This window comes from Glycomyces algeriensis, from assembly GCF_027622855.1.
Classification (GTDB): Bacteria; Actinomycetota; Actinomycetes; order Mycobacteriales; family Micromonosporaceae; genus Glycomyces; species Glycomyces algeriensis.
Genome location: NZ_JAPZVR010000015.1, coordinates 1 through 15339, shown reverse-complemented (window position 1 = coordinate 15339; position 15339 = coordinate 1). Strand labels below are relative to the sequence as shown.

Sequence of the window (15339 nt, the reverse complement as noted above, 5' to 3'; positions counted from 1 at the left end):
ATTCGGTCCGGCGACGCCTACCGTGTCAGCATGACCGCAGCAACGGAAGTCGAGTCGGGTTCGGGTGGAAAAGCGCGGCGCGCGATGCCGTCGGGACCGGTCCTCGTAGGGTTCGCGCTCGCCATCGTCTACGTCGTCTGGGGCTCGACTTACCTCGCCATCCGGATCATGGTCGAGGACATGCCGCCCATGATCTCGGCCGGTGGCCGTTTCCTCTGCGCCGCAATCATTCTCGGCCCCATCCTCATGGCTCGCGGCGGGTTCTCGAGGCTCCGGCTCAACCGGGCCGAAGTGCTCTCCTGCGCCCTGATCGGTCTGCTGCTGCCCGTGCTGGGCCAGGGTTTGGTGACGATCGCCGAGAGCGGCGGCGCTCCTTCGGGCCTGGTCGCGCTCCTCATCGCGGCCGTGCCGCTGTGGGTGCTGCTCTACCGGGTGGTGTCCGGCGAGCGGCCGAAGAAGGCCACGGGCCTGGGTGTGCTCGTCGGTTTCATCGGGCTGGCCGTGCTGCTCATCGGGAACGGGGTGGGCGGCGACTTCCCGTTCTGGGCCGTCGCGCTGGTGGTGTTCTCGTCCGCGTCGTGGGCGTTCGGGTCGTGGCTGCAGCCGCGGTTGACGATGCCGAAGGACGCGTTCGTCGCGGCCGTCTACGAGATGGCGATCGCCGGGGTGATCCTGCTGGGCGTCGGCCTGGCGTGGGGCGAGCGGTTCGCGCCGGCCGAGTATTCGGCGAGGTCGTGGGCGGCTTGGGCTTACCTTGTAGTGTTCGGCTCAGTGGTCGCGTTCTCCGCTTACGTGTGGCTGCTGCAGGCGGCGAGCATCTCGCTCGTGGCGACCTACGCGTATGTGAACCCGCTGGTGGCGGTCCTACTCGGGTGGCTGGTGCTGTCCGAGGACGTGACGGCGCCGATCATCGCGGGCGGCGCGATCGTGATCGCCGCGGTGGTGCTCGTGGTGAGTACCGAACGGCCCCAGAAGAAGCAATCGATCGCGAAGGAGCCCGACCATGGCTGACAACGAGACCGCCACCTTCGTGCTGATCCACGGCGGCGGCAGCACCGGCTGGGACTGGCACCTCGTCGCGCCGGTGCTGCGCGGCCTCGGGCACGAGGTCGTCGCGGTCGACCTGCCCCTCGAGGACCCCGCGAACGGCGTCTCCGAATACGCGGACGCGGTGATCGAAGCGTGCGGTGACCGGACGAACCTCGTGGTGGTCGCGCATTCGTGGGGCGGGCTCGTCGCCCCGATCGTGAGCTCCCGCATCGCGACCGAGCTGCTGGTCTTCGTGACCGCCATGGTGCCGTTGCCGGGTGAAGCGCCGAACGACTGGTGGAGCGCGAGCGGGTTCAGCGACCTGGAGGCGTCAGACCCCGAGGTCGACGCGTTCTACAACGGCGTGCCCGCCGAACTGGTCGAGGAGTGCAACCGGCGCGGCCGCGAGCAGACGGGGGAGCGCGACGGCGAGCCGACGCCGCTGAAAGCCTGGCCTGACGTGCCGACCCGGTTCCTGCTCTGCCGCGACGACCGGTTCTTCCCGCCCGCGTTCATGCGCGGGATGGTGCGCGAGCGCCTCGGCATCGAGCCCGACGAGATCGACGGCGGCCACATGATCGCCCTCGCCAACCCGCGCGAGCTGGCCGAGCGCCTGCACAGGTACTGGACCGAACTGCCGCGCTGATCCGCGTCGAACGCAGTGAAGGGCCCCTCGCGATTGCGAGGGGCCCTTCGGGTTCTAGGGGATTACATGAGGCCGAGGACGTAGGCGGTGGTGCCTAGGACGGTCATCGCGAGGGCCGAGCCGGGGTGCATCCAGATGGAGGCGCGGATGTCGTGCTTTCCCCAGACGAACCAGACGCCGGGGAGGAGGAACAGGATCTTCGAGGGGACCGTCCAGATCGCCCAGAAGTGGTAGATCGCGAACAGGCCGGTGTTGAACAGCGGCGCCCAGCGGCCGAGCTGCGGGAGGCGGGGCAGGAGGAAGCCGCGGAAGTAGTACTCCTCGATCAGGGGCAGAAGGAAACCGGTGAAGGGCCCGCAGATCAGGAGCGTGGTGATGACGACGTCGAGTTCGTACGCGTCGAGGTAGGTGGTGCCGGATCCGCCGGAGCCCTCGAAGGTGACCCAGGAGAAGAAGTTGTCGTACATGAAGGCGTCGAGCGGTGCGAGCGAGAGCGACACGACCGCCATGTAGAGCAGGAAGCCGATGCCGATCAGAGTGATCTTGCCGCGTGAGAACGGCTTGTCGCGGTAGCGGACCACGCCGCCGCGCATCGTGTAGCGGCCGGTCTGCTTCTTGCCCAGCCAGAAGAGGCCGAACCAGAGCGGGAAGAGGACGATCGTGAGGCCGATCGCCCAGCCCGCGAAGATCGGGGCGCCGACGGCCCGGCTGATGGGGGCGCCGATGAAGGCGTAGGCGGCGACGATGAGGGCGCCGGGGACGAGGTGGAGTGCGATGGACAGCGGGATGGAGTGGCGGTCGGCGAGGAGCTTCGCGACGAAGCCCTTGGTCTCGGTGGCGGTGGTGGTCTCGGACTTGGCGGCTTCCGCGGGGGCGGTGGGCGTGTGCTTGTTGCTCATGTCGTAGAGCTTCGCCGTCCGGACTGTCGCCGCCCTGTCGTGACGCTGTCTCGCGAAAAAGGACGGCGACAGGTGCGAGATCGGCGGTGCCGCAACGGCCATCCACTAACCCCCACCCTCCCGAGAGGGGAAGGAAGTCTTGCGGCGAGGTTCGCAGGCGGGTCCGACAGGAATCGGGGCCGAAAGGGCTTGCCCGCCCGGGGTTCACCCGATCGGGTCGGGCCGGTTCACCAGCGCTCGATGAGCGGCTCCTCGTGCTCGATCCGGGCCCACTGCCGTGTGGCGCGGGCGAGACTGGCCTGGTGGGCGATGCCGTGGAGGGCGGCGACCTTGTCGCCGCGCGGGTCGAAGACCACGATGCCCGCTACTCGCTCGTCGATCACGGCGATCATGGCGGGGGTGCCGTTGACGATGCCGGCGTGGATCGACGGGGTGCCTCCCGCGCGCCGGCGCTTCGCCGGGGTCGGCTTGAAGGCGGCGCGGAACGTGGCGGCGATGCGCGCGGGGATCGTCTCGATCCAGGGTTTGCCGAGGACTCCGGCGCCGTCGGACACGGCCGTGGCGTCGTCGGTCAGCAAGGCCACCAGGCGCTCCGTGCGCCCGGACGCGGCAGCGTCCACAAAGGCCTCGACGATGCGGCGGGCGGCCTCGCGGTCGACCCGGCCGGCGTTGCGTCCGGCGGCGACGTGCCGCCGGGCGCGGAGAGTGTGCTGCTGGCTCGCCGACACCGAGATGTCGAGGATCTCGGCGATCTCGTTGTGGCTGTAAGCGAACGCCTCGCGCAGCACGTACACGGCGCGTTCCACGGGCGGCAGGCGCTCCAAGAGCATGAGCATTGCGATGGACACCGATTCGCGCTGCTCGGCGGTCTCGGCCGGGCCCAGCATCGGGTCGCCCTCGATGAGCGGTTCGGGCAGCCACGCGCCGACCGCCCGCTCGCGCCGCACCCGCGCCGACCGCAGCCGGTCGAGCGCGAGGTTGGTGACCACTTTGGTCAGCCACGCCTCGGGCACCTCGATGCGGTCGCGGTCGGCGGCCTGCCAGCGCAGGAACGCGTCCTGCACGACGTCCTCGGCGTCGGCGGCCGAACCGAGCAGGCGGTACGCCAGCGAGGCCAGCCGCGTCCGGCCGGCCTCGAAGCGTGCGACGGTGGCGGTGTCCATGAGCGCCACTCTAGGCGGCGACCGCCGTGCGGGTGCGCACTGCCGTGCGGTGGGTGCGGGAGGGCATGGCGAACGTCGGGTTCGCGACGCCCCAGGTCGCGGTCTTGAGGATGGACTCCTTGAGGCGGGCGGCGGTGCGGCCGGTCACCGCGTACCGTGACCGCACGTCGCCGTCGACGACCTGCAGGATGCCGTCCCGGCGGCCGAGGCTGATGTGGTTGCCCACGTACGGGAGCCCCTTGTGCTTGACCGTGCGGCCGGTGAGGTCGCCGATGATCGCGGCGGTGGCCTGCTGGCTCGTGAACCCGGCCGAGGCGCACGACATCGGGAGCGGCTGCCCGTTCTCGCCGATGATGAACGCGGCGTCGCCCGCGGCGTACACATCGGGGTGGGAGACCGAGCGCATCTGCCGGTCCACGGTGATCTGGCCGTTGGCCTCGACGGCGAGGCCGCTGGCGGCGGCGATCGGGTGGACGGCGAAGCCCGCCGCCCAGACGGTCGCGTCGGCGTCGTGGCGCGAGCCGCCCGCCGCGACCACGCCATCCGCGTCGACGCGTTCGATCCTGGTGTGCTCGTGGACCTCGATACCGAGCCGGTCGAACACCCGCATCAGGTGCTGCCTCGACTTCGGGGCCAACCACCCGCCCAGTTCACCGCTCGTGGTGAGGCTGACGTGCAGCTCCGGGTGGGACTCGGCGATCTCGGTGGCGCCCTCGATCGCGGTCAGGTTGCCGCCGACGAAGAGCACCTTCCCGCCCTCGCCCATGGCGTCGAGCCGGTCGCGCAGGCGCAGGGCCGCGGGCCGGGAGGTGATGTGGTGGGCGTGCTCGGCGACGCCCGGGACGCCGTGGTCGGCGGCGGTGCTGCCGAGCGAGTAGACGAGCGTGTCGTACTCGACCAGTTCGAGGCCGTGCTCGCCGTCGACGGCGACGGTCTTCTGGTCGGCGTCGACGGCGGTCACGCGCGCCCGCTTGAAGCGGACGCCCTGGTCCCCGAAGATCTTCGCGAGCGGCCGGTGCTTGAGCTGCTGCCCGGCCGCGACCTGGTGGAGGCGGAAGCGCTCGACGAAGTCGGGCTCGGCGTTGACGGCCGTGACCTCGACGTCGTCGTGGTGAAGGTGGCGCGCGAGGTAGCCGGCGGCGAAGGTGCCGGCGTACCCCGCGCCGAGAACGACGATGCGGTGCTGCATGGTCTCGCTCCTGTCTGTGTCGCTGATGCCCTTTGAACGGGACAGCGGCGCGATCCATGACAGGCGCGGACGGTGGTCTGCGTCACTGCCCCCGCGGTCGCCTCCGCGGGCCGTGCGTCTGCACCGCGAGCGAGTCCCGATCCGCCCAGGACTTGCTCATGACGGCTTCGGTTCCCTCGCAGTGGCGCCCCAGCGGCGGGCGGGACCGGCGTTCTCGTGCCGGTCCCTGCCGCACGGGCGATGGCACCTCGGTGACGAACAGGCGCCCACGCGGACGTGACCGTCCGGCGCCGGCTAGCGGAACGCGGCGGCGTTGCGCTGCGCCCACTCCGCGAAGGAGGCCGCGGGGCGGCCGAGGACGCGCTCCACGTCCGGTGTGGGGGTCTGCTCGGCGGGGGAGGGCTCGCCGAGCGCGCCGAGCGTGGCTTCCACGACTCTCTCGGGCATGAATCCGAGCATGCGGGTCCGGGCTTCCTCGCGGGTCAGCTCGGTGAACGCGACCGGCTCGCCGACCGCGTCCGCGATTGCCGCGGCCTGCTGCCTGGGTGTGATCGCGGCGGGCCCGGTCAGCGTGTAGACCTCGCTGGCGTGGCCGGGTTCGCGCAGGGCGAGTGCGGCGACGGCGGCGATGTCGGCGGGGTCGACGGCCGGGATGGCGGTGCCGCCGAACGGCGCTTCCACCACTCGTCGTTCACGGACCGAAGCGGCCCAGGCGAAGGCGTTGGTGGCGAAGTTGCCCGGGCGCAGCATCGTCCACTCCAGACCTGAATCCCGCACGGCCTCCTCCAGGTTCGCGCGGTGGCGCCCGGTGCCGACGCCGTGCGAGGAGAGCAGGACGACCCGGCGGACCCCGCTCGACCGCGCGACCTCCATGACGGCGCCCATGTCGCCGTTCACGATGAACTCTCCGGCGGTCAGCAGGAAGAGCGCGTCCGACCCTTCGAGGGCGGCCTTCAGTGTGGTGGGCTCGGACAGATCAGCTCGGTAATGTGTCACATACTTCCCGGTTTCGGCCTCGCCTCGCGAGACGGTGTTGACCTGCTCGCCTGCGGCGAGGAGGAGTTCGACGAGCGGGCGGCCGACGTTGCCGGTGGCTCCGGTGACGGTGATCATGGCTTGGTTCTCCTTGTATTGGTGGTGCTCAGCGGAACGCGGCGGCGTTGCGCTGCGCCCAGTCCTCGTACGAGGCGGCCGGGTGGCCGAGGACGCGCTCCACATCCGCGCTGATCTCCAGTTCGGCGGTGTTCGGGCTGCCGATGATGTCGAGGGTGTCCGCCACGACGTGGTCCGGCCAGAACTGGATCAGCTGCTCGTAGGCCTCGTCCCGGGTCTGCTCGACGAACCGGACCGGCTCGCCGATCGCGGCTGCGATCGCCTCGGCCTGGCCGCGGGGCGTGATGAGCGCCGGGCCGGTGAGCGTGTACGCCTTGCCTGCGTGCCCGTCCTCGGTGAGTGCGGCCGCGGCGACGTGCGCGATGTCGCGCGGGTCGATCACCGGCAGGCCGACATCGCCGAACGGCGCGATGACCGTGCGCTCCTTGCGCACGGGCTCGGACCACAGCATCGAGTTGGAGGCGAAGCCGCCCGGACGCAGCACCGTCCACTCCAGACCCGAGTCCCGCGCGGCGTGCTCCATCGCCTGGAGCGCTTCGGTGGGGCGGGTGGCGGCGCGCTGCGAGGAGATGAGCACGACGCTCTGGATCCCGGCGTCGGCGGCCGCTTCGAGGATGGGCTCGATGCGGAGCTCAGGGTCGAGGGTGAGGAGGAAGAGCTTCTCGCCGCCTTCGAACGCGGGCTTCAATGTCGCGGTGTCGGCGAGGTCCGCCTTGCGGTGGACGACGCCGGCCGGGAACTCGGCGTCGTTGCGCGAGACGGCGACGACCTTCTCGCCGGCGGCGGTGAGGGCCTCGACGAGCGGGCGGCCAATGTTTCCGGTGGCTCCGGTGACAACGATCATGGTGGGTCCCTTTCGGTTTCAGGTGTGGAACCCAAGGTAGGGGCAGGACTTACTTTCGGGAAGGGCCTACCTCGAGGTAAGCTCCTGTCATGCCGGGAGGAAATCAGATCATCGCATGGGCCCCGCCGGACGGTCGTGAGGTCTTTCACACCAACTGCCCCGCAAGGCAGGTGCTGGACCACATCACGAACCGCTGGGGGATCTGGGTCCTCCTCGGGCTGCGGCACCGGGAACTGCGCTTCTTCGAGCTGCGCGACCGCATCGAGGGGATCAGCGAGAAGATGCTCTCCCAGACCCTCCGCGCGCTGGTCGCCGACAACCTGGTCTGGCGCCGCGTCGAGCCCACCGTGCCGCCGCAGGTCACCTACGGCCTCACCGAGTTCGGTGCGGGCACCGCGGACCACCTGGGCAACATGTTCGACTGGATCCGCGGCAACGCCGCGTCCATGATGGAGGAATGCCCGAAGGATGAAGCGGCGGTGTAGCGGCGGGGTTCAGCAGCGGCGCCTTAGAAGCTGAGCTCGGCCTTGACGATCCGGCCCGGCCGCTCGTCGGCGCGGGCCGCGACCGTGCCGTCCGGCGCCCAGACCGCCGAGTTCCCGGCGACCTCCGGGTAGTCGCTGCCAGGCCCGGCGAAGCACGCCTGCACCACCCACATGCCGTAGCCGCGGGCGAGCTGCGGCATCCGCTTGTCGCGCTTGATCAATCCCTTCGGGGTGAAGAGCGATCCTGCGACGTACGCGTCGATGCCGCCGCGCCCCGAGCGCTTCGCGTACTCGGCGGTGGCCGGCGCGTGCTCGAACATCATGGTGTCGCGGCAGACCGCCAGGCCCAGCCGCCAGCCGTCCAGTTCCATGACGGCCGGATCGGTCGCGGCCCGGAAGCGGCGGCCCTCCTCCTCGTCGGGGTGCATCTTCCGGTACGCCACGGCGACACCGTCGCCGTCGATACGAAGGGCCGCAATGAACTCCGCGTCGCCCTCCTTGATCGGCGCGCCCGCCAGGGCCACCGCGCCGGTCTCGGCGCACGCGGCCATAACCTGCTCGAGGGCCGGGTCGTCAAGGGCCACAGCGGGAGCCGCGAGCGCGTACGAGGTGAGGGACAGCTCCGGGAACACCACGAGCCGCGCACCAGCGGCGCGGATCGCTTCGGCGTGCGCCCGCGCGTTGAACGCGAGGTCGCCGGGCCGCAGCTCCGGCTGCGCGGCGGCGACGGACAGGGGCTGGGGGCGTTCGCTCATGCTCCGAGGGTATCCGGCCCTCCCCAAGGCGCGGGGTCCTCACGGCAGTAGGCTCCAGGGACCGTTACGCGCCCGCGACCAGAGAGGGACCCCTCGCATGTCATACCCCGAACCGAAGTACTTCGGCGACACCGGCGAGATCAGCGCCGTCGCCCGCCGCAACGAGACGCCCGCCGACATCCTCTTCCAGAACGGCTCCGGCGAATACCTCGCGAAGGGCGCGGCCACCGGCGGCGAGTTCGGCCTCTACCGCTGGAACATGGGCCCCAAGAAGGGCGGCCCCTCGGCGCACTTCCACAAGACCATTTCGGAGTCGTTCTACATCCTCGAGGGCACCGTCACGATCTACAACGGCAACGAGTGGGCGCCGATGAAGAAGGGCGACTTCGTGTACGTGCCGCAGGGCGGGCTCCACGGCTTCCGCAACGACACGGACGAACCTGCGTCGATGCTGCTGCTCTTCACCCCGGGCGCGGACCGCGAACCGTACTTCGAGGGCGTCGCGGCGGTCGGCGAGATGACCGAGGAGGAGCGCGCCGCGTTCTTCCTCGAGCACGACAACTACTGGGTCGAGGAGGCCTGACGAAGGTCCCGGTCCTAGCGGCCAGGCCTGACGAGGTCCGGCCTTAGCGGCCCTTCGGCTGCAGCAGGCCGCGCTCGTACCCGGCCGCGACGGCCGCGGCCCGGTCGTTGACCTCCAGCTTCGCGTACACGTGCATGAGGTGGGTCTTCACCGTCGCCTCGCTGATGAACAGGTCAGCTGCCGCCTCCCTGTTGTTGCGGCCCTTCGCGATCAGCGCCAGCACCTCCAGCTCCCGCTCGCTCAGCGGGCCGGTGCTCGGCGCGGGCCGGCGCACCTGGGCCATCAGGAGCGACGCCACTGAAGGCGCGAGCACCGTGCCGCCCTCGTGCGCGGTCCTGATGGCGCGCTGCAGTTCCGCGGGCGAGGCGTCCTTCAGCAGGTAGCCGGCCGCGCCCGCCTCGATCGCGGGCAGCACGTCCGAATCGGTGTCGTACGTGGTCAGCACCAGCACCTTCGACGCCGCGCCGCGGGCCGCCAGCTCACGGATCGCCGTCACGCCGTCCGTGCCGGGCATCCGCAGGTCCATGAGCACCACGTCAGGGCGCAGGGCGAGCGCCCGGTCGACGGCCTCCCGGCCGTCCGCGGCCTCGCCCACGACCTCGATGTCCTCGGCGCGGTCGAACATGCCGCGCAGCCCGTCGCGCACCACCGGGTGGTCGTCGACGATGAGCACCCGCACCGGTTCAGGCGGCATCGGCCACCGCCTGCGGCACGGCCGGGACGATCGCCGAGACCACGGTCCCCGACCCCGGCTCGGACTCGACCGAGAAACTGCCCGCCAGGCGGCCCACGCGCTGCCGCATCGCCGCGATCCCGTACCCGTTCCCCTTCGCGGCCTTGGCCTTCGACGGCTCGAAGCCGACCCCGTCGTCGCGCACGTCCAACGCCAACTGATCCTCCATATAGGAAAGGGTGATGCCGACCCGGGCGGCCCGGCTGTGCTTGGCCGCGTTCTGCAGCGCCTCCTGCGTGACCCGCAGGAGCGTCACCTCCACCTCCGGGTGCATCGGCTTCGCGTCCCCGGTCAGCACCAGCTCCACCGGCACGTCGTGCGCCTGCGACCACTTCGCCGAGACCTCCGCGAGCGCCTCGGGCAGCTGCGCGGTGTCGAGCGTCGGCGGGCCGATCGCCTGCACAGTGCGGCGCGCCTCGGCGAGGCTCTCGCGGGCGAGGTCCGCGGCGCTGTCGAGGTGGCGGCGGCGCTGGGACTCGTCGTCGGTGCCGTCGGCGGCGTGGAGCTGCGCGATGATCCCCGCCAGGCCCTGCGCGACCGTGTCGTGGATGTCCCGGGCCATGCGCTGGCGCTCGTCCAGGATGCCCGCTTCCCTTGCCTGCGTGAGCAGTTGCATGTGGAGGCCGGCGTTCTCCTGCAGCGCCGCCTCGCGGGAGAGGAGCGCCTCCTCGCGCTGCGTCCGCAACTGCACCAGCTTCTCGTTGAGGAGGAACCCGGAGCTGATCGCGAGCGTCTGCACGACGACCACCACGACGAAGACCACGACGCCTTCGGGGTCGGGGTCCGCGTAGTCGACGATGCTGGAGTTCACCACGATCGAGCTCGCGCCGATGCCGGCGACGAGCGCCGGCATCGACTTGAGGTACCCGGCGTGGAAGAACCCGGTGACCACGAAGATGAAGAACAGCATGTCGCGGTGCATGAGCGCCGCGCCGATGGCGAGCATCCCGAACAGGTGCACCGCGAGCCGCGTCCCGGAGCCCTCGGTCTTCGACGGCATCCGCGTGTAGACGAGGTACACCCACAGGGCCGCGGCGAGGGCGAGGCCGAGGGTCTGGAGCCGGAACTCCAAGGGCCGCTCGGTGATGAGGAGGCTCAGGGCCGCGCTGAGGGCGAGCGTCGCGTACGGCAGCCAGTCGAGGAGCCGGTGGTACGCGCCTTCGATCCGGGAGTGCCGTTCCGACAGTTCCTCTGGGGTCCGCGGCACCGGCTCCATGACTGCTACTCCCACTTGAAGACTCGGGCGGCGACCGCCCCGGCGGCGATCGCGGTGGCGGCCATGGCCACCAGGGGGATCGCGGCGGGGGCCGTGCCGGTCCAGGCGTCCAGCAGCGACTGCACGCCCGGGGGCACGAAGGCACCGATGTTCGCGACCGCGTCCGGGAGCATGAACCGGGGGAGGTACACGCCGCCGAAGAACATCGCCGCCATGAACAGGATGGTCGACAGGCCGGTCGCGGCCCTGGCGGTCGGCGCCACGGCCGCGACGAGCATACCGAGCGCGAAGACCGCGGTGATACCGAGGAGGAACGCGATCAGGAAGCCCAACGGGTGCTGGGGGAGCGGCACCCCGTAGACGATCCTCCCGGACGCGATGACGAGCAGTGCCGAGGCGAGCGAGGCCACGATGTTCACGACCAGCTGCGCGAGCAGCAGCTGCGCGGGGGCGACCGGGGTGGCCCGCATGCGCCGCAGCACGCCTTGCTCGCGGTAGGTCGCCAGCACCACGGGGAGGTTGGTCAGGCCGATGACGCCGACGGCCATGACGATCGTCGAGGGCGCGAAGTAGTCGATGAACCGCTGGCCGCCGATGTCCTCGGAGCGCTCGCGCAGCGCGGGCACCGCCCCGAGTCCGATGAGGACGACGGTGGGTAGGAGCAGGCCGACGATGAAGGTCATCGGGTCGCGCAGGAACAGGCGGGCTTCGATCTGGATGAGTTTGCCGAGTGAGCGCATCAGAGTCTCCTTGCGGGGGTTCAGTTCTGGAGGGACTTGCCGGTGAGGGCCACGAACGCGTCGTCGAGGCTGACCTGCTCGACGCGCAGCTCGGCGGCCACGATGTGGTTGCGCGCCAGGACGGACGCGACGGCCTGGAGGAGGTTCTCGCCCCCGGACACGACCATGTGCGAACCGCTGCGCTCGACCCGTGTGACCTCCGGGAGGTCGAGGAGGAGCGCGTCGGGGAAGTCGGCGGAGGGGCGGAACCGGACCCGCTGCTCCTCGCTGACGCGGGCGGTGAGGCCGGCCGGGGTGTCGAGCGCGACGAGCTTCCCGGAGTCGACGACCGCGATGCGGTCGCAGAGCCGCTCGGCCTCGTCCATGAAGTGCGTGACCAGGATGATCGTGACGCCGGAGTCGCGGACCTGCTCGATGAGGTCCCACGTGTCGCGCCGCGCCTGCGGGTCGAGGCCGGTGGTGAGCTCGTCGAGGACCGCCACGCGGGGGCTGCCGACGAGCGCGAGGGCGATCGACAGGCGCTGCTGCTGGCCGCCGGAGAGCTTCCCGAAGGGGGTCTTGCGCTTGCCGCCGAGGCCGAGCTGCTCGATGAGCCGGTCGGTGTCGGACCGCTTGCGGTAGAACGAGCCGTACAGGTCGAGGGCCTCGCCGACGCGGATGCGGTCGGGCAGGCGGCTCTCCTGGAGCTGGATGCCGAGGACCTGCTTGAGTTCGGCGCCGTCGCGTTCGGGGTCGAGCCCCATGACCTTGACGCTCCCGCCGTCGCGGGACCGCAGGCCCTCGATGCACTCGACGGTGGTGGTCTTGCCCGCGCCGTTGGGGCCGAGGATGCCGAAGATCTCGCCCTCGCCCACTTCGAACGAGATCCCGTCCACGGCACGGAAACTGCCGTAGTCCTTGACCAGGTCCTGCACTTCGATGATCGCCATTTGCGGCCTCCCTGCTTCGTGTACGACAACACTCGCAAGAACGGCGCTTCGCGGCATCGACCGCGCGACTGAGGGACCGGTTGATCCGCGGAGTCAACCGATCGGTTGACCGCGCGACCCGTTGGGGGAGTAAGCGGCGGGCCCCGCGCACCCGCGCACCCGCGCACCCGCGCACCCGCGCACCCGCGCACCCGCGCACCCGCGCACCCGCGCACCCGCGCACCCGCGCACCCGCGCACCCGCGCACCCGCGCACCCGCGCACCCGCGCACCCGCGCACCCGCGCACCCGACCCTATAGGATATATCCTATAGGATTTTGCGAAACCCCGGCCCTGCACCGACCTCGCCCAGCGACCCGGCAACGACCCGCCGCCACACCCGCACCTGCCCCGCGAGCTAGCATCGCAGCTGCGACACGGATACCCAAGGAGGCAGGCCCATGGCACGCACAGTGGTAATCAGCGGCGGCGGCACCGGCATCGGCTACGCGATCGCCGAACGACTCGCCGCCGACGGCGACAACGTCGTCCTCACCGGACGCCGCGAACCGGTCCTCGCCCAAGCCGCAACCAAACTCGGCGACCGCGCCTCCTTCATCACCGCCGACCTCACCGAAGTCGAAGGCGCCCAACGCATCGCCGAGCACATCGCTGAAAACCACGGCACCGTCGACGTCATCGTCGCCAACGCCGGCGGCAACATCGGCCTCCAATCCTCCGAACACCAACCCGAAGGCCTCGCCGGCGTCTCCTGGCTCTGGACGGAGAACCTCCGCCTCAACGTCATGACCGCCGTCCACCTCGTCGAAGGACTCAAACCCCTCCTCGCCGACAACGGCCGCATCCTCCTCTTCAGCTCCGTCGCCGCCTACCGCGGCAGCGGCTCAGGCAGCTACGCCGCCTCCAAAGCCGCCCTCCACCCGTACGCGATCGACCTCTCCGCCGAACTCGGCCCCAGAGGCATCACCGCGAACGTGATCGCCCCCGGATACATCCAGGACACCGAGTTCTTCGGCGCGGGCATCAGCCCCCAGCGCCGCGCCTGGAACATCGACCTGACCCACACCAAGCAACCCGGCACCCCCGCCGACATCGCCACCCTCGCCCACTGGCTCGCCGCACCCGAAGCCGGCAACGTCACCGCCCAGATCATCCAGTCCAACGGCGGCGCCGTAGTCGGCCGCTGATGGCACTCGCCTGGTTCATCGTCCGGCTCCTCGCCGTCACCGCCGGATTCGCCGCACTCCACTACTACCTCTGGTGGCGGCTCTGCCGCGACACCACCGAACCCGGATCACGCTGGCGCCCGACCGGCGCGGTCATCATCGGCGTCCTCGCGCTCTTCGGACTCCTCGCCCGATTCCTCACACCGTCCGACGCGCCCCTGGCCGTCCAAGCCGCCGCAGGCTACCCCGGCCTCATCTGGTTCGGACTCTTCCTCTACCTGTTCGGACTCCTCGTCGTCGGAGAAGCACTGCGCTTCATCCTCATCCGCCGAGCCCGCCGCCACATGACCGAGGCAGAGATCGCCGCCGACCGCGCAGACGGCTTCTGGCACCACCTCCGATCGATCCTCATCCGACTCCGACTGTGGCCGCGACCCGCCACCCCGACGACTGCCAACACATCCGCATCACCATCAGAAAGCCCGGATCCCGCACGCGCGGCAACCGACACCACGACTGCCAACCCGGTCGAAGACCCGAAGTCGGCACCACCGGCATCCGACGTCCGACCGCAGTCCCCGCCCGCAGACGCGGGGCCGACACACCGCCCGGCCGAAGCAATACTCGAGCACGCCGCGTCTGAGCAGACTCCGAAACCCGATGCCAGTAGTACGTCACACGCCACCCCCGAAGCCGGCGCCGCTCCGACCGCCCATCCAAGTAACACATCACATGGCACCGGCCAGTCACGACGACGCCTCATGTCGCAGGCGATCGGACTGAGCGCGTCGGCGCTGGCGGTCGCGACGGTCGGCCACGGCCTGTACGAGGGCTACCGGACGCCGCCGCTCAAGCCGGTGACCGTGAACTTGGCGCGGCTCCCGCGGCAGTTCGACGGCTACCGGATCGCCGTCGTCGGCGACACGCACTTCTCGGCGATCCGCGGCCGCGGCTACTGCGAACGCGTGGTCGACCAGATCAACCGCGCGCAGGCCGACCTCATCGCGTTCGTCGGCGACCTCGCCAGCAACGAGGCCGACCAGGTCCGCGACGCCACGGACCCGCTCGCGGGTCTCCAGGCGCGCGACGGGACGTTCTTCGTGGCCGGCAACGCCGAGCATTACGTGGGCGCCGACGAGTGGTACGACCGCGTCGAGGAGCTCGGCATGATCGGACTGCCGAACACACGCGTGGAACTGCCCGGCTTCGACCTCGCGGGTGTCAACGACCTCATCGTCGAGCAACGCCACATCGACACCGAGACCGGCCCGGACTTCGAAGCGGCCCTTGGCGACCGAGACCCGTCGCGCCCGGTGATCCTGCTCGCCCACCAGCCCAACGCGGTCGACCGGATCGCCGACTACGGCGTCGACCTCCAGCTCTCGGGCCACACCCACGGCGGGCAGATGTGGCCCGTCCACTACGCGTCGCTGATCCGCAGTGGACAGCTCACCGGCCTTGAGCTACATGGCGACACGCAGGTGTACGTCACGAACGGCGCAGGCACCAACGGTCCCCCGATCCGGGTGGGCGCCGACGCCGACATCACCGTGATGACCCTCCGAGCCGGATCAAGCTGACCCCGGCCCAGCGCGCCTCACCGCCAAACCTAGGGTGACGTTGCCGAGCCGAGCCGAGCCGAGCCGAGCCGAGCCGAGCCGAGCCGAGCCGAGCCGAGCCGAGCCGAGCCGAGCCGAGCCCCGAGCCCCGAGCCCCGAGCCCAGCCCAGCCCAGCCCAGCCCAGCCCAGCCCAGCCCAGCCCAGCCCAGCCCAGCCCAGCCCAGCCCAGCCCAGCCCAGCCCAGCCCAGCCCAGCCCAGCCCAGCCCAGCCCAGCCCAGCCCAGCCCAG

At 70.7% G+C, this 15339-nt stretch carries 16 protein-coding genes; 6 read left to right on the top strand and 10 right to left on the bottom strand.

What is annotated here, in order from left to right; translation table 11 throughout:
- Positions 1-30: 30 nt before the first annotated feature.
- Together O2L52_RS20565 and O2L52_RS20560 are read left to right on the top strand one after the other, a co-directional pair.
- Positions 31-1011, top strand: coding sequence for an EamA family transporter (locus tag O2L52_RS20565; RefSeq protein ID WP_270117877.1), 981 nt, complete (start codon positions 31-33; stop codon positions 1009-1011).
- Positions 1004-1675, top strand: a complete 672-nt coding sequence (locus tag O2L52_RS20560) for an alpha/beta fold hydrolase (protein WP_270117876.1) — start codon at positions 1004-1006, stop codon at positions 1673-1675. Before O2L52_RS20565 ends, O2L52_RS20560 begins: the two co-directional genes overlap by 8 nt.
- A gap of 62 nt (positions 1676-1737) precedes the next feature.
- On the opposite strand, the gene O2L52_RS20555 is transcribed toward O2L52_RS20560, so the two are convergent.
- The 5 genes from O2L52_RS20555 to O2L52_RS20535 form a co-directional block, all read right to left on the bottom strand.
- The gene (locus tag O2L52_RS20555) at positions 1738-2574 is read right to left on the bottom strand and encodes a CPBP family intramembrane glutamic endopeptidase (RefSeq protein WP_270117875.1); all 837 of its coding nucleotides are present in this window, start codon (positions 2572-2574) and stop codon (positions 1738-1740) included.
- 227 nt (positions 2575-2801) lie between these two features.
- On the bottom strand, positions 2802-3737 hold the full coding sequence (locus O2L52_RS20550) for a sigma-70 family RNA polymerase sigma factor (RefSeq protein ID WP_270117874.1): 936 nt from the start codon (positions 3735-3737) through the stop codon (positions 2802-2804).
- Positions 3738-3747: 10 nt separating this feature from the next.
- Positions 3748-4926 carry an NAD(P)/FAD-dependent oxidoreductase gene (locus O2L52_RS20545; protein WP_270117873.1) on the bottom strand — a complete coding sequence of 393 codons (1179 nt, stop codon included), beginning with the start codon at positions 4924-4926 and terminating at the stop codon, positions 3748-3750.
- A gap of 294 nt (positions 4927-5220) precedes the next feature.
- On the bottom strand, positions 5221-6039 hold the full coding sequence (locus O2L52_RS20540) for an SDR family oxidoreductase (RefSeq protein ID WP_270117872.1): 819 nt from the start codon (positions 6037-6039) through the stop codon (positions 5221-5223).
- Positions 6040-6067: 28 nt separating this feature from the next.
- Positions 6068-6883, bottom strand: coding sequence for an SDR family oxidoreductase (locus O2L52_RS20535; RefSeq protein ID WP_270117871.1), 816 nt, complete (start codon positions 6881-6883; stop codon positions 6068-6070).
- 89 nt (positions 6884-6972) lie between these two features.
- Here O2L52_RS20535 and O2L52_RS20530 point away from each other — a divergent pair, with 89 nt between their 5' ends.
- A complete protein-coding gene (locus O2L52_RS20530) occupies positions 6973-7368 on the top strand; it encodes a winged helix-turn-helix transcriptional regulator (RefSeq protein WP_270117870.1) in 396 nt (131 codons plus the stop codon).
- Between the two features lie 23 nt (positions 7369-7391).
- On the opposite strand, the gene O2L52_RS20525 is transcribed toward O2L52_RS20530, so the two are convergent.
- On the bottom strand, positions 7392-8123 hold the full coding sequence (locus O2L52_RS20525; protein WP_270117869.1) for a carbon-nitrogen hydrolase family protein: 732 nt from the start codon (positions 8121-8123) through the stop codon (positions 7392-7394).
- A 97-nt stretch (positions 8124-8220) separates the two neighbouring features.
- Here O2L52_RS20525 and O2L52_RS20520 point away from each other — a divergent pair, with 97 nt between their 5' ends.
- The gene (locus tag O2L52_RS20520; RefSeq protein ID WP_270117868.1) at positions 8221-8706 is read left to right on the top strand and encodes a cupin domain-containing protein; all 486 of its coding nucleotides are present in this window, start codon (positions 8221-8223) and stop codon (positions 8704-8706) included.
- 43 nt (positions 8707-8749) lie between these two features.
- Here the strand turns inward: O2L52_RS20520 and O2L52_RS20515 are convergent, their stop codons facing one another.
- Genes O2L52_RS20515 through O2L52_RS20500 form a run of 4 tightly spaced genes read right to left on the bottom strand, consistent with a single transcriptional unit; the run spans position 8750 to position 12324 of the window.
- Positions 8750-9400, bottom strand: coding sequence for a response regulator (locus tag O2L52_RS20515; protein WP_270117867.1), 651 nt, complete (start codon positions 9398-9400; stop codon positions 8750-8752).
- Positions 9390-10655, bottom strand: a complete 1266-nt coding sequence (locus O2L52_RS20510) for a sensor histidine kinase (protein WP_270117866.1) — start codon at positions 10653-10655, stop codon at positions 9390-9392. Before O2L52_RS20510 ends, O2L52_RS20515 begins: the two co-directional genes overlap by 11 nt.
- A 5-nt stretch (positions 10656-10660) precedes the next feature.
- Positions 10661-11395, bottom strand: coding sequence for an ABC transporter permease (locus O2L52_RS20505; RefSeq protein WP_270117865.1), 735 nt, complete (start codon positions 11393-11395; stop codon positions 10661-10663).
- A gap of 20 nt (positions 11396-11415) precedes the next feature.
- Entirely contained in the window at positions 11416-12324 is a 909-nt protein-coding gene (locus O2L52_RS20500; protein WP_270117864.1) for an ABC transporter ATP-binding protein, read from the bottom strand.
- A 440-nt stretch (positions 12325-12764) separates the two neighbouring features.
- On the opposite strand from O2L52_RS20500, the gene O2L52_RS20495 reads away from it, so the two are divergent.
- Both O2L52_RS20495 and O2L52_RS20490 read left to right on the top strand, forming a co-directional pair.
- Positions 12765-13511 (top strand): SDR family NAD(P)-dependent oxidoreductase, encoded by a 747-nt coding sequence (locus O2L52_RS20495; RefSeq protein WP_270117863.1) that lies wholly within the window; start codon positions 12765-12767, stop codon positions 13509-13511.
- On the top strand, positions 13511-15070 hold the full coding sequence (locus O2L52_RS20490) for a metallophosphoesterase (protein ID WP_270117862.1): 1560 nt from the start codon (positions 13511-13513) through the stop codon (positions 15068-15070). Before O2L52_RS20495 ends, O2L52_RS20490 begins: the two co-directional genes overlap by 1 nt.
- Positions 15071-15339: the final 269 nt, after the last annotated feature.

Bases quoted from the DNA above. Each gene is read 5' to 3' on its own strand.
- O2L52_RS20510 (WP_270117866.1), bottom strand. From the start codon at position 10,655: ATGGAGCCGGTGCCGCGGACCCCAGAGGAACTGTCGGAACGGCACTCC.
- O2L52_RS20520 (WP_270117868.1), top strand. From the start codon at position 8,221: ATGTCATACCCCGAACCGAAGTACTTCGGCGACACCGGCGAGATCAGC.
- O2L52_RS20555 (WP_270117875.1), bottom strand. From the start codon at position 2,574: ATGAGCAACAAGCACACGCCCACCGCCCCCGCGGAAGCCGCCAAGTCC.
- O2L52_RS20545 (WP_270117873.1), bottom strand. From the start codon at position 4,926: ATGCAGCACCGCATCGTCGTTCTCGGCGCGGGGTACGCCGGCACCTTC.
- O2L52_RS20525 (WP_270117869.1), bottom strand. From the start codon at position 8,123: ATGAGCGAACGCCCCCAGCCCCTGTCCGTCGCCGCCGCGCAGCCGGAG.
- O2L52_RS20515 (WP_270117867.1), bottom strand. From the start codon at position 9,400: ATGCCGCCTGAACCGGTGCGGGTGCTCATCGTCGACGACCACCCGGTG.
- O2L52_RS20530 (WP_270117870.1), top strand. From the start codon at position 6,973: ATGCCGGGAGGAAATCAGATCATCGCATGGGCCCCGCCGGACGGTCGT.
- O2L52_RS20490 (WP_270117862.1), top strand. From the start codon at position 13,511: ATGGCACTCGCCTGGTTCATCGTCCGGCTCCTCGCCGTCACCGCCGGA.
- O2L52_RS20560 (WP_270117876.1), top strand. From the start codon at position 1,004: ATGGCTGACAACGAGACCGCCACCTTCGTGCTGATCCACGGCGGCGGC.
- O2L52_RS20495 (WP_270117863.1), top strand. From the start codon at position 12,765: ATGGCACGCACAGTGGTAATCAGCGGCGGCGGCACCGGCATCGGCTAC.
- O2L52_RS20540 (WP_270117872.1), bottom strand. From the start codon at position 6,039: ATGATCACCGTCACCGGAGCCACCGGCAACGTCGGCCGCCCGCTCGTC.
- O2L52_RS20505 (WP_270117865.1), bottom strand. From the start codon at position 11,395: ATGCGCTCACTCGGCAAACTCATCCAGATCGAAGCCCGCCTGTTCCTG.
- O2L52_RS20535 (WP_270117871.1), bottom strand. From the start codon at position 6,883: ATGATCGTTGTCACCGGAGCCACCGGAAACATTGGCCGCCCGCTCGTC.
- O2L52_RS20500 (WP_270117864.1), bottom strand. From the start codon at position 12,324: ATGGCGATCATCGAAGTGCAGGACCTGGTCAAGGACTACGGCAGTTTC.
- O2L52_RS20550 (WP_270117874.1), bottom strand. From the start codon at position 3,737: ATGGACACCGCCACCGTCGCACGCTTCGAGGCCGGCCGGACGCGGCTG.
- O2L52_RS20565 (WP_270117877.1), top strand. From the start codon at position 31: ATGACCGCAGCAACGGAAGTCGAGTCGGGTTCGGGTGGAAAAGCGCGG.